Origin of the sequence: Mariniphaga anaerophila, from assembly GCF_900129025.1 — a bacterium.
Classification (GTDB): Bacteria; Bacteroidota; Bacteroidia; order Bacteroidales; family Prolixibacteraceae; genus Mariniphaga; species Mariniphaga anaerophila.
The window spans coordinates 114,697-128,333 of sequence record NZ_FQUM01000009.1 but is presented as its reverse complement, the minus strand read 5'-3'; the positions used below and the strand labels follow the sequence as shown (position 1 = coordinate 128,333).

Below are 13,637 nucleotides of genomic sequence, written 5' to 3'. Positions count from 1 at the left end.
TATACTGCACGGCTTACCACTCGGCCTTCATCCCTGACTTTATAATGCATCGCATCGAGCCAAACAATCGGATACAACGATTCAAGCGGACGACTTTGCCAGGCTTTGACCTGTGGAATAACCCGGTCGGTTATCTCACTTAATGTAGAATGGGAGATTTCTACATCATACATCTCTTTAATATGATTAGAGATGTCCCGAAAGCTCATCCCCAGTCCATATAATCCAATGATTTTAGGGGCAAGGTTATCCGCCAGTACAGTCTCTCGCTTTTTTACAAGTTGTGGTTCAAAACTACTGTTGCGGTCTTGCGGGGTGGTTATCTCAATTTCTCCCGAGTCGGTTTTGAGCGTTTTGCTTTTCTTCCCATTACGTTTGTTGCCTGATAATCGTTCAAAATCATCCAAATGGGTACTCATCTCTGCTTCAAGGGCACTTTCGATAAACTCTTTCAACAAGGGCGCAAATACGCCATCTTTACCTGTTAGGGATCGTCCACTGCGTAACTGCTCAAGGGCTTTGTCACGCATCGCTTTAAATTTTTTACTTTCCATAATTACTCTGTCTTGCAAAATTAATACTGTTGGACAGAGTTCATTTTACAGTCTCCTATTTCCGGTATAATGGAGACCTTTTTATAAGGTATTTCAATGTAATCTCGTACGCGTCTTCAGTTTGCCAAAACGAATCGTGTGATTTTGTAAAAATATCTTGCCCAAGGTCATTAAAAATTTGCATATCCACCTGTGTTCGAAATCGGTCTGTGGTAGAAGTCGACCCCGAATCAGTTAGGATATCAACAAGCTTTTTACTGTCTTTTTCAGTTTTCTGCTTGCTCACAGACGAGTGGCGGGTAGTTGTGCCGGTATGAAATACTGTAATATTTCCCAAAACCACATATTCCACTTCAAGCAAGTGGGCTATTTCTTCTGGCGTTAATCCTTTCAAAACCTGCTCATCAATCCCATTTTTAACCAATAATGCATTGGTTGTTACCGGGTTTTGAATTTCAAACTGAGTAGCAAAATCTCGTAAAACATTGTAACAGTCCATCTGAACTTTTTCCTCCAGTTTTTTGTCACGTCCGCCGCCTTCTCCAATGTATGAAAAAGGTAAAACAGCCACCCAGTTGTGATGCGATTGCAGCGAAACCGGCATGTTGGTCTGCTGAACATCTGCAACTGCATTTATCACTTCAATCCGGCCACTCGAGAACTGAATTTTATTAATATCGGCTTTTGCGATTTTATAAGTAAGCGTTTCGTTTTTATGAACAAACCCAATATCATCCGGATTCATTTCTGTTACTTTACCAATGTGCTCATCGCCATTGAGCATAACTACTTTATCGAAATTATCATCCTGAGCAAAACCCGGCAGACCAATTACACTTACTACAATACAGACCAAAATAAAAATTCTAAAACTTCTGTTACGCATGGTTTTTAAAATTTTAAGTGATAAAAAATCATTTCTAAATGTTCATTAAAATACTCTGCTTCAATTTCATAATTATTTCAGACATTACAAAAAATGAAAAGCAAAAATCCGCTTCATAAGCAGTATCAACTGATTTCCCATTGCCGTTACGCAATAAAAAAAATGACTCGCCAACACAACATTTCACTGCAAAAAGCAGCCTTTATCTTCACCTATCCTGTTAACATCATGATAAACAATTTTATGCAACCAGTTGTTTTTGAGTTATTAACTTCAAATTATGAATTATGAGAAAATTATTTTTGGTAACCATTTTACTTTTTATTGGTGTTGCTTTTTCTTATGCGCAGGTAGAGCTAAAAGCTTTGGTAGGAACAAACCTGACAAAATTTGGCAACGACGATAATGATGTTTCCGCAAAAGCAGGATTTCAGTTTGGTGGCGGCGTACTTATCGGCGATAAATTTTACGTTGAACCGGGAATTCAATTCGTTCGGAATTCTAAAACGCTGACCATGGAAACAACAGAATTAGCCTTTGACCAGAATTTTGTAAAAATTCCGGTATATGCAGGATATCATGTTTTAGGACACGAAAGCGGACCTTTAGCCATGAGAGTTTTCGGCGGCCCTACTGTTTCTATTCCCGGAAAAATAAGTGGTGGCGACCACGGAATTACAAAGGATGACATAAATAACGCGCTTTGGGCAGTTGATGCCGGTATTGGGTTAGATATACTTTTTTTGTTTGTAGAAGTAAATTACGAATACACAATGACAAAAACTTTTAAGGACGAAACTATCGACTCAAAAAACAGAGGCATCATTATAAACGCCGGTATTCATATCGATTTCTAACTAAAAGAAATCATCCATAATTTGATTTTTGAGTTGCAACACACCAATACTTCTCTCTTGTAGCTAACACAACAGTTTAAAAAAAAGCGCCTGGGACATTCCGGGCGCTCTTTTATAATATAATTTAAATCAGAACTTTAATAGTCTATTTTCAAAACTCGAATTCAGAATTTAATGCAAATACTGAAACGCAATAACAGAATGTGAGACACATTCAACAACTAATACTTCCATTTGTTAGACAGTGCCACCAAAGACAGCATAACCGGCACTTCTACCAAAACGCCAACCACCGTTACCAACGCTGCCGGTGATTGTAACCCGAATAATGCGATGGCAACAGCAACAGCCAGCTCAAAAAAATTGCTGGCTCCAATCATTGCCGCCGGGGAACAAATGGAGTGTGGGAGTTTCAATTTCCGTCCGCCAAACCAGGCAATAAAAAATATGAAGTAGGTCTGAATAACCAAGGGAATAGCCACTAACAGAATAATTAACGGGTTTTCCACAATAATATCTCCCTGAAAAGCAAACAGCAGTATTAAAGTAAGCAACAAGGCAACAATAGAAACCGGTTTAAACCGAGGGAGAAAATGCCCTTTAAACCAATCTTCGCCTTTTCTTTTTATCAGAATTTTATGTGTGAAATATCCGGCCAAAAGAGGTACTACCACAAATACAATAATGCTTGCAATCAGGGTATCGTAAGGAATTGAAATATTTGTGATTCCCAAAAGAAACCCTACAATTGGAATGAAAGCTATGAGAATAATCAGGTCGTTAACAGAAACCTGTACCAGGGTGTAATTCGGGTCGCCATCGGTTAAATAGCTCCACACAAAAACCATTGCCGTGCAAGGCGCCGCCCCCAGCAATATAGCACCGGCAATATACTCTCCGGCCTGTTCAGGCGAAATAAAAGCGGCGTAAATTTTAGTGAAAAATATCCAGGCAAAAAATGCCATGGTAAATGGCTTAACCAACCAGTTAATAATAACTGTCAGAATTAGCCCTTTAGGACGTTTCCCCACGTTTTTTATACTGGAGAAATCAACCTGAAGCATCATGGGATAAATCATCATCCAGATTAAAATGGCAACAGGAATATTAACGTTGTAAATTTCCATATTACTTAATATCTGAATGCTGTCTCCTGCAAAATTTCCGATACCAATACCTACTGCAATGCAAATGGCAACCCAAAGAGTAAGGTACTTTTCGAAAAAACCAATTCGCTTTTTCGTGCTTGTCATAACTGCGGCAAAATTTCTTCTTTGTACAATTTGTAAAAGGCCTCTTTTATTTCGTCCCGCACACGGTAATATTCATTTTGAATAAACTCAGGTGTGCCGGTCGCATGCGACGGATCATCGAAACCAATGTGCAGCCTATGTTTCACATCTCCCAGAAAAGCGGGGCAATTTTCGTTGGCGCCACCGCAAACGGTAATTACGTAATCCCATTGTTTGTCCAGGTACAAATCAACAGAATCAGAAGAATGATGACTGATATCGATTCCGATTTCTTTCATCACTTCCACCGCTTTATGGTTTAACTTTCCTGAAGCTTCTGTTCCTGCCGAAGCCACTTCTATCCGTTTGTCAAACGACTGCATAAAACCATGCGCCATTTGGCTTCGACAACTGTTTCCGGTGCACAAAATCAAAACTTTCATACGTGTAAAAATTATAGTTTTCGAACTTTTTCTGTTTACAAAATCAGGTTAAATAAATACCCCAGCAGAACAATAAAAACACTTATGGTTCCGAAAAAAATACCAATTAGTTTCCATGTCATTACCTTTTTCAACAAGGTGGCTTCGGGCAAAGAGAGGCCAACAACGGCCATCATAAAAGCGATTGCTGTTCCGAGAGGAACGCCCTTTGCCACAAACACCTGTATTACCGGGACAATTCCGGCAGCGTTGGCATACATGGGCACGGCAAGTATTACTGCCAGAGGAACCGCATACCATTTGTCGGCCGAAAGGTAGCCGGTAAAAAAGTTTTCGGGAACAAAACCATGCATAGCCGCGCCTATGGCAATGCCAATAAGCACATACACCAACACCTTCCGCACGATGTTCCACCCCTCGCTGATAATTCCAGGAAGACGGTCGATAAAGGCTGTTTTTTCGGCTTCCCATTGTTGCGAAACCTGCGCCGAATTGGTCTGAATTTGCTTCACCCAATCGCTCAGATACCGGTCGAGCTTCAGTTTTCCCAGAAAAAAGCCACCTAACGCGCCAAGCAGAATACCACTTCCTGCATAAATAAGCGTAGCTTTAACTCCGAATAATCCCAGAAACATGGCAACAGCCACTTCGTTTACAAGGGGAGAGGTGATTAAAAAAGAAAAAGTTACCCCCAGAGGAATGCCGCCATTTACAAAACCAATAAACAGCGGAATAGACGAGCATGAGCAAAAAGGAGTAACCGCGCCAAAAAACGAGGCAAACAAGTATTGCAGGCCGTACATTTTTTTTGTGGCAAGATAAACCCGAAGCCGTTCTACGGGAAAATATGCGTTTACCACTCCCATCAACGAACTGATAAGAAAAAGAAGTATTAAAATTTTCAGTGTATCGTAGATGAAAAAATGCAGTGATTCGGCCAGATGTGTTCCCGAAGTCAAACCAAATAGTTCGTAAATAAAAAAATCGGCAATGGGCACCAGAAAATAATACAGCAACAGCAAAGCCGGCAGCACCAATGAGATAGCTGCAATTAACCTGATTCGTTTGTTTTTTTTCAAAACGTCTGAAGCCGACAATAGTGGTGTTTTTACAAGCGACATACTCTGTAATTTAAAAAAGCAGAACCTTAGTGTTGAATTTGACTGGCATCATTTTCAATTACCGTGTTAAGAATGAAGTTAACTCGGTTTTGTTCGGAATTCTGCCACTTACAACAACTTTTCCGTTAACAACCAGGGCAGGAGTTCGCATTACGCCAAATTGCATAATCTCCATAATATCTTCTACCTTACGAACATTGGCCTGCAAATCCAATTCAGCTACCAATTCGTTAACTGCTTTGTCGAGCGCTTTGCACTTCGGACAACCGGTTCCTAAAACGAGAAGTTCCATTTTACCGGGTTTCAAATCTTTGTAATCCATAATTTTATTGTTCGGTGTTCGTAGAATAACGAACTATTTATTCAAAATTTTTTAAATTTTCAGAAACTCTTTAAACAGCAGTTGTGCTTCTTTCCAGTTTGCCCTGTTTATACAATACTTAACCCTGGGCGCTTCTATTTCTCCCTGGATCAACCCGGCGTCTTTCAATTCTTTCAAATGTTGCGAAAGCGTTGATTTGGCAATGGGGAGTTCGTCGCTTAAATTACCGCTGTAACAGCAACTCTGATTGGAAAGCAATTCCAAAACATACATCCGCACCGGATGCCCCATTGCCTTGGCGTACCGGGCTGCTTTTTGTTGCTTTTCTGTAAAAACTGTTTCTTCTGCCATTATCATTCGTAATATTACGAACAAAGATATTCATTCTGATTTAAAATTCTGACTTGAAAAGGAAAAAAGATCGTTTTTGTAGCAAAACAACACTTCCTTTAAAGTGATAAAAAAAATCATGATTATCAGGGATCGCTAACAGGAATAAACGTGAATTAACTTGCGGTACCTTTTGTATCCATACAGTTTTTATTATGAATTCCAGGCTCAAAAAGAGAGACACTATAGAAACTAAGCCACCTTGAATTTATTACGAGATAATCTTGAAAATCTCGATTTGAGGGAAAGCAATGAAACCATTCTCGGAAACCACGGGCTATCGTGTGTCTGCGTCCGGGTTTAATCACTCAAAAGTAAAGGTTCATAAAAGCATTTCGGTTACGGATGATACTCTCTTAATGTAGGTTACGGCTTCATTTATTAGTAAAGCCATCAGAAACGAAAAAATATTCGCCATTTTCACTACTAAAACATGGAAGTACCTGAATAAAATTGATTTTTTCAGGAAGAAAAAAACGGACCCGGATAATCCCCGCAGGAATTAAACTTTCTCAAAAATTTAGTGTTGATTATTATGATTATTTTCATCCTCAGAATCCAACACTTATGAAAAACATTATCTTCATTCACGAAAACTCGAGTTCTTCAAGAGTTATAAAACCTGTTATAGATATTTGGAATTACAAAGCCGAAATTGTTGGGATTTATCTGCCGGGGCATGGAGACGCAAAACGAAATCATTATATTCGACCAGCATTTACTAAAATGCCAGCCACAATACCAGGAGTAAACTCGATGCAATAACACAAAATCATACACTTTTTTATTTCCATTCACAATTAAAAAAAACTGCTTTTGCTTAAAAAAAATTCAGATACCATTTCTCCCGAATTTCTGCTTTTTAAAGCAGGAAATGAAAAGGTATTTGATAAAATATTCAGGATAAACTACAACAAAGTTACCGGATTCTGTAACCAGTTTATTTTCGATTTGGACAAGTCGAAGAGTATAACCCAGGAAGCCTTTCTGAAACTTTGGTTAAACCGCGACAAAGTACAGACTGAAAACGGAATCTACTCCTTCCTTTACACGGCAGCAAAAACAGAATGTTTGAATTACCTGCGACATAAAAAAATTGAAAAAAAATATTTACAAAAAAGTATCGAAGAAAAAGAATACCTGCTGACACATGATATTATAAAGTCGTTCAATTTTGATGAAATCCATTTTACCGAGCTGGAGAAGGCAATTCAAAAAGCCATTGAAGAACTCCCAGACCGGTGTAGGGAGGTATTTCTGAAAAGCAGGTCTGAAGGCAAAAAAAACCGCGAAATAGCCGAAGAACTTGGCATTGCAGTTAAATCGGTTGAAACCAACATGACCCGTGCTTTGAAAATTCTACGCAAACGTCTGGCCGAATTTCTAACAGTATTAATTGTATTGATACTTGGATTTTGATAAAAAATTAGGATTCAATACAGGGTATCCTCAATCTTAGGTGTACATTAATTCAATAGCATAATCATATGAATTTTGACATCATCATTAAATACTTAAACGGTACTTCATCTTCCGAGGAAAAGCAGCAATTCTTCGCCTGGATTGAAGAAAATCCTGAAAATAAAAACGAGTTTTTAGAGCTAAAAAAAATTTGGGCGCTTACGGAAAAAACAGACGAAGACGAAAGTACCGCGCTTGCCCTTTTTCATAATTCAGCAAAAAAACACAACAATAAATCCCTATTATTCAAAGCACTAAAACAGGCTGCCATATATATCCTCCTAATTGGTATTGGTGGAATTCTCAGTTGGTTCGTTTTAAGTTCAGACAAAGTAAGCGAAAACGAAATCTATGCATCAAATTATACTGTAACAGCACCGCAGGGGCAGATGACAAACGTGGAACTGCCAGACGGGACGTTGGTAATGCTTAACTCGAGAAGTACAATTAGCTATGATAACGATTTTAGCCATGGTAAGAGGGAAGTTACTCTCAATGGTGAAGCTTTTTTCGATGTACAAAAAGATCAGGAACACCCATTTATCGTAAAATCTCCATTACTCGACATCAAAGTTTACGGAACCTCTTTTAATATTGAAGCTTATCCGGAAGATAACAGCATTAGTGCTACCCTTGTGGATGGAAGCATTAGTGTTTTAAACAAAGATGGTTTGGAACTTACAAAATTGGTACCCGGAGAAAAAGCCCGCTATACAGCGACCGACAACAAGCTGATTGTAAGCGAAGTGAATACAGACATGTTCGTTTCCTGGAAAAAGGGATTGATAACCTTTCGAAATGAAAAATTAGAGGATATTGCAAAAAAAATTGAACGCTGGTATAATGTTGAAATCGTTATCAGAAATAAACAATTGGGCAAAGAACTATATTTTGGAACAATTTTAAAAAACAAACCGATAGACCAAATACTGGAAGTATTCAAGCTTACAACCTCCCTCAAATACGAAATTGTTCCACGTGCAAATGAACCAACTTTAATATACTGGGATTAAAAACTAACAAAGGCAATTATTTAATAACTGAAAAAATCAAACTTTATGAAAAAAAACAACTCATCCTAAAAAAACAGACCGAAAATACGGACAATATTTTCAGTCTGTAAAAATGCTTGTGTTTATACCTCAAGCAATCGTTTAATGAATAACTCTTTGGCAAGCAAATCATTTAACTAAAAACAAATTTATGAAAAAAAGCAACTCTGCTTCTGATATTCAGAGGTATTTAAAATTATTTAGGATTGTGAAGATAACAGCAATGCTAGTTTTTGTCTTTACGATCCAGTCTTTTGCCAGTTCTTATGCACAATCAACAAGACTTAATTTATCGATGGAAAACGCCACCATTGAAGACGTGATAAACACCATCGAAAACAAAACCGAGTTTTACTTTATGTTGAGGGCCGACAAGGATATTCTTGATACAAAAGTGAACATAAACTGTAAAAATGCTTTAATAACTGATGTTCTTGACCAGCTACTGAAAGATACCGATTACGGATATAAAATTATTGACCGGTACATCGCCGTTTCTAAAAACCTGGCTGAGTCCAAAGGTGAGCAACAGCAAAAACCGGTTTCGGGTATAGTAACCGACCAAAATAAACAGCCGCTACCTGGAGTTACCGTCATAATAAAAGGTACAACCAATGGGACTGTAACTAATGCTGATGGAAAATATACATTAGCAAATATCCCCAATAATGCGACACTTCAATACTCTTTTGTTGGCATGAAAGCACAGGAAGTAAATTACACAGGCCAACAAACCATTAACATTGAATTAACACCAGAAACCATTGGATTGGAGGAAGTTGTTGCCGTTGGTTATGGAGTTCAAAAGAAAGTTAACCTCACAGGCTCTATTGCATCAGTGAATGCTGACGACATTATTGCCACCAAAAACGAAAATGTTGAAAACATGTTAGCTGGAAAAATTGCCGGTGTACGTGTGGTTCAAAAAACTGGCGAACCAGGAGCATACAATACCAATTTTCAAATTCGAGGAATGGGTACACCATTAGTTATTATTGATGGAATACCTCGGGAGAACATGAACCGACTTGATCCGAATGAGATAGAAAGTGTTTCTGTCTTAAAAGATGCTTCTGCTAGCATTTATGGGGTTAGAGCTGCAAACGGGGTAGTTCTTGTCACAACAAAGAAAGGGGCTAAAGGTGAAGTTACAATGGGGTATAATGGCTCCTATGGTTGGCAACAGGGAACTGGTCTTCCGGAAAGTGCCGATGCTGTAGGATACATGACCCTTATGAATGAGAATAACATCAATAACGGGCAAGACCCCATTTACAGCCAGGACGAAATAAATGCATACCTGAACGGAACAAAAAAGAGTTCCGACTGGCCAGGAGTTGCCATTGACGAGTTTGCACCACAAACACAGCACAATATCAGCGCTTCGGGCGGGACAGAAAAAGTTGACTATTTTTTAAATTTTGGTTATCTCAAGCAAGATGGGCTGTGGAAAAGCGGAGATTTGAATTACGACCGTTTCAATATAAGATCTAATGTATCTGCCCAGTTAACCAAAAGACTGAAAGCAGAATTTCTTATTGGTGGCATGAAAGATAATAAAAACCAGCCATATCACGACTCTTGGCTAGTGTACAAATCAACCTGGACCCAAGTACCTCTGTGGCCAATTTATGCAAATGATAATCCCAACTATTTGTATAGTGCCGCCGATGGTGACCACCCGCTGGCAATTACCGATGCAGATATAAGCGGATATAAAAAATTTAACAAAAGAATATTCCAAAGCTCCTTTAGCTTAAGTTACGATATTCCTTTCGTTGAAGGGTTAACGGCAAAAGGCCTGTATAGTTATGATTATATTTCCGATACTGAAAAAGCATACAAAAAAGCATACACGCTTTACACCTACGATGAAAGCACCAGTAGCTATAACGAACACATCAATCAGTCACCGTCAACAATACAACGGAGTTTGACAGAAAGGGAAAACACTCTAATGCAACTATCGTTATCTTATTCTAATGTCTTTAAGGAATCTCATAATGTAAGCGCACTGCTACTATATGAGGAAAGCACAGGGAAAATGGATAATTTCTATGCATTGCGCGAATTCAGCATGGATGCAGTTGATCAACTTTTTGCAGGGAACAGTACAAACCAACAGGGGTCGATGGATGTAGATGACTTATGGGAGATTGCCAATAAAGGGTTAGTTGGAAAGTTCAATTACAATTATAAATCGAAGTACCTTGCTGAAATTAGCTTTCGCTACGATGGCTCTTCTAAATTTGAAAAGGATAACCAATGGGGCTTTTTCCCGGCAGTATCAGTTGGATGGAGAATGTCTGAGGAACCATTTATAAAAAACAATCTACCTTCTATAGACAACTTGAAGCTAAGAACTTCATACGGGGTTATGGGAGATGACAATGCTTCTTCCTACCAATTTCTTACAGGATTTAACTATCCTGACGGAGGCTTTGTGTTTGGAGACAATTTTGTTAATGCTGTAAGTTCGCGTGGAATGAGCAACCCAAATATTACATGGTATACAGCCAAAACTCTTAACCTGGGGTTGGATGCCCAAATGTGGGAAGGACTATTCGGCTTACAAATTGATGTTTTTAGCCGTGACAGAGATGGACTTTTAGCCTCAAGACTTTTGAGCTTACCAGGAACAGTGGGAGCTGCTTTGCCACAAGAAAACTTAGAAGGGGATTTTACCAAGGGAATTGATCTGGTAGTTAGCCATAGAAACAATGTAGGCGATTTTAATTACATGGTATCAGGGAATATTTCTTACACCAGAACAAAATGGCAATATAAAGAAATTGCCAATCAAACGAATTCTTATAACAACTGGAGAAATAACTATACTGATCGATACAATAATATCTGGTGGGCTTATGGCTATGAAGGACAATTTCAATCTTTCGAAGATGCTTATAACTCCCCAATTCAGGATAATAGAGGAAACGATATTATCAATCCAGGAGATTACAAGTATGTCGACTGGAATGAAGATGGAGTAATTGATGGTTTAGATTACTATCCGGTTGCCACATCTGGGTATCCTATGTTAAGCTTTGGATTAACATTAAATGCCGAGTGGAAAGGATTCGATATTAATGCGCTATTCCAAGGCAATGCGATGAGTAATGTTGACTACCCAGAACAACTAAAACAACCTTTATACTGGGATAGAAATGCATTGAATCAATTTACCGACAGATGGCATTTAACTGATCCTAATGATCCCAACAGTGAATGGATATCTGGCTATTATCCATCTACCAATACCAAATGGACAACTAATTACTGGGGGTCAGAAAGATATGTTCAAGATGCGTCATACCTAAGACTTAAAAGCCTAGAAATTGGCTATTCTTTACCTGATAAAATACTGACAAAAGCAGGAATCCAAAAAGTAAGACTTTATGTATCGGGCTATAACCTTTATACGTGGACTGGAATTAAATACCTTGACCCGGAGCATCCAAGTGATACCTACGGCTATCTCTATCCCTTGGTTAAAACCTACAATTTTGGTATAAACGTAACATTCTAAATCACTATTATCATGAAATATAAAGCACTAATAATAATAATGTTCTTTATTGCTGGATGCAACACCCTTGATGTACCGCCAATAAATATTGTACAGGATGACGCTACATTTGCAAACGAATCTGGAATAGATGCATACATGGCAGGCATCTATAAAGAACTCCCTTATGAAGATTTTACCTTTACCCGCGATGACCCACAATCATGGTATTGTAACCATGGTACTAATACTTTTTCCGGAGAAATAACGGCATGCCCTAGTGACTTGCTCTATGATTACCTACGTGATGAAGATTTCACCTATTGGGCACAGGCATATTCAAGCATAAGGGACGTTAATTATTTTTTGGCAACACTCCCTAATTATGCTGAAAATTATTCAAATGAAGTTGCAAATAAGTTGAAAGGAGAAGCTTTGTTCCTTAGGGCATTTATATACTTTTCTATAGTAAAACGCTATGGAGGAGTACCAATAATCACCGAAGTTCAAAACTATCCGGAGCAAAGTATTGAAGAGCTTCAGGTACCCCGCAATACAGAGTCAGAGGTTTATAAGTTTATTGAGAAAGATCTTGTTGACGCAATAAGCCTACTAGATGAAGGAACTGTTGCAAATGGCAGAGCTAATAAAAATGTAGCGCTTGCATTAAAATCAAGAGCGATGCTTTACGCTGGTTCAATCGCAAAATATGGAACCGTACAACTCAATGGATTGATTGGAATACCCAATAACGAAGCTGAATATTTTTACAATTCAAGTTATGATGCATCTGTTGCACTTAAAGAGAAATTCTCTTTATATAACAAATATTCTGATAAATATGAAAACTTTTTGAATATGTTCTTGGATGAAAACAGTCCGGAAAATATTTTTATTTCATATTATAAATATCCTGACAATGCCCATAGTTTTCAGGCAATAACGATTCCTTATCAAATGCGGGGACCTCAAGGGTACTCCAGCAGATGGTGCCCGACTCTTGAACTTGTGGAAAAGTATGACGACATTAATGGAAACAGTGGAGTACTTAAAGTAAATGATGACAATGGGAATCCGTTAAGATTTGACCAAATCTCAGATTTATTTGCAAATGTTCAACCCAGGCTTAGGGCAACTGTAATGCTTCCTGGGGACAAATTCAAAGGAGAAATCATTGATGTTCAGAAAGGTATTTTCACCAGTTATCCAAATGGAGAAAAACTTGTTGCTTCTGATCACAATATATTACATAACGGAAGACCAATTATTGGTGCCAGCGGAATTGGGCATAATGAAATGACTGCCACCGGCTTCTTTAATAGAAAATACCAAAATCCAAGTTTATCAAAAGCAGAAGTATTACTTGAAAATAGTGAAAACAACTTTATATTGTTCCGTTATGGAGAAGTTCTTCTAAATGAAGCAGAAGCTGCATTTAACATTGACGACAAGAAAAATGAAGCACTCATTGCAATTAACAAAATTCGCGATCGGGCCGGAGCGAAATTACTCACGATGGACGAGTTAACAGTAGATAATATAAGACGTGAGCGAAGAATGGAACTAGCGCTAGAGAGCCAAAATTTCTGGGATATTCGGCGGTGGAGAATTGCTGATTCTGAGATCAATAATAAGCAATTCACGTCTCTTTGCCCATATTATGTTGAGGACGAAAATAAGTATATCTTCACCAAGGAAAAAATCGGAGGAAATCTTACATTTCAACCAAAGAACTACTACGTAAAAATACCAGGAGAAGAAATTAGCAAAAATCCAAACTTAATACAGAATCCAGGTTATTAATTATAAAA

General features: G+C 38.2%; 12 protein-coding genes. 5 read left to right on the top strand and 7 right to left on the bottom strand.

The features are described from left to right. Positions 1-554: transposase (locus tag BUB08_RS16820; RefSeq protein ID WP_175550029.1), on the bottom strand; the 554-nt coding region annotated here is incomplete at its 3' end. A gap of 55 nt (positions 555-609) precedes the next feature. After that, the gene (locus tag BUB08_RS16815; RefSeq protein ID WP_073003071.1) at positions 610-1,440 is read right to left on the bottom strand and encodes a hypothetical protein; all 831 of its coding nucleotides are present in this window, start codon (positions 1,438-1,440) and stop codon (positions 610-612) included. Between the two features lie 287 nt (positions 1,441-1,727). Between BUB08_RS16815 and BUB08_RS16805 the strand changes: the two genes are divergently transcribed. Then, a complete protein-coding gene (locus tag BUB08_RS16805; RefSeq protein WP_073003069.1) occupies positions 1,728-2,297 on the top strand; it encodes an outer membrane beta-barrel protein in 570 nt (189 codons plus the stop codon). 221 nt (positions 2,298-2,518) lie between these two features. Here the strand turns inward: BUB08_RS16805 and arsB are convergent, their stop codons facing one another. Genes arsB through BUB08_RS16780 form a run of 5 tightly spaced genes read right to left on the bottom strand, consistent with a single transcriptional unit; the run spans position 2,519 to position 5,766 of the window. Continuing rightward, on the bottom strand, positions 2,519-3,550 hold the full coding sequence (gene arsB / locus BUB08_RS16800) for an ACR3 family arsenite efflux transporter (RefSeq protein WP_073003068.1): 1,032 nt from the start codon (positions 3,548-3,550) through the stop codon (positions 2,519-2,521). Then, positions 3,547-3,972: an arsenate reductase ArsC gene (locus BUB08_RS16795; RefSeq protein WP_073003067.1), complete on the bottom strand. Its 426-nt coding sequence runs from the start codon at positions 3,970-3,972 to the stop codon at positions 3,547-3,549. Before BUB08_RS16795 ends, arsB begins: the two co-directional genes overlap by 4 nt. A 35-nt stretch (positions 3,973-4,007) precedes the next feature. Then, positions 4,008-5,093, bottom strand: a complete 1,086-nt coding sequence (locus tag BUB08_RS16790; RefSeq protein ID WP_083570826.1) for a permease — start codon at positions 5,091-5,093, stop codon at positions 4,008-4,010. 58 nt (positions 5,094-5,151) lie between these two features. Further along, positions 5,152-5,415 (bottom strand): thioredoxin family protein, encoded by a 264-nt coding sequence (locus BUB08_RS16785; RefSeq protein WP_245820216.1) that lies wholly within the window; start codon positions 5,413-5,415, stop codon positions 5,152-5,154. 51 nt (positions 5,416-5,466) lie between these two features. Further along, a complete protein-coding gene (locus tag BUB08_RS16780; RefSeq protein WP_217651644.1) occupies positions 5,467-5,766 on the bottom strand; it encodes an ArsR/SmtB family transcription factor in 300 nt (99 codons plus the stop codon). Between the two features lie 855 nt (positions 5,767-6,621). Here BUB08_RS16780 and BUB08_RS16770 point away from each other — a divergent pair. The 4 genes from BUB08_RS16770 (at position 6,622) to BUB08_RS16755 (ending at position 13,629) form a co-directional block, all read left to right on the top strand. Then, positions 6,622-7,224 carry an RNA polymerase sigma-70 factor gene (locus BUB08_RS16770; RefSeq protein ID WP_175550032.1) on the top strand — a complete coding sequence of 201 codons (603 nt, stop codon included), beginning with the start codon at positions 6,622-6,624 and terminating at the stop codon, positions 7,222-7,224. A gap of 68 nt (positions 7,225-7,292) precedes the next feature. Beyond that, the gene (locus BUB08_RS16765) at positions 7,293-8,279 is read left to right on the top strand and encodes a FecR family protein (RefSeq protein ID WP_073003064.1); all 987 of its coding nucleotides are present in this window, start codon (positions 7,293-7,295) and stop codon (positions 8,277-8,279) included. A 190-nt stretch (positions 8,280-8,469) separates the two neighbouring features. After that, positions 8,470-11,847: a TonB-dependent receptor gene (locus BUB08_RS16760; RefSeq protein WP_217651643.1), complete on the top strand. Its 3,378-nt coding sequence runs from the start codon at positions 8,470-8,472 to the stop codon at positions 11,845-11,847. Between the two features lie 12 nt (positions 11,848-11,859). After that, entirely contained in the window at positions 11,860-13,629 is a 1,770-nt protein-coding gene (locus BUB08_RS16755; protein WP_073003063.1) for a RagB/SusD family nutrient uptake outer membrane protein, read from the top strand. Positions 13,630-13,637: the final 8 nt, after the last annotated feature.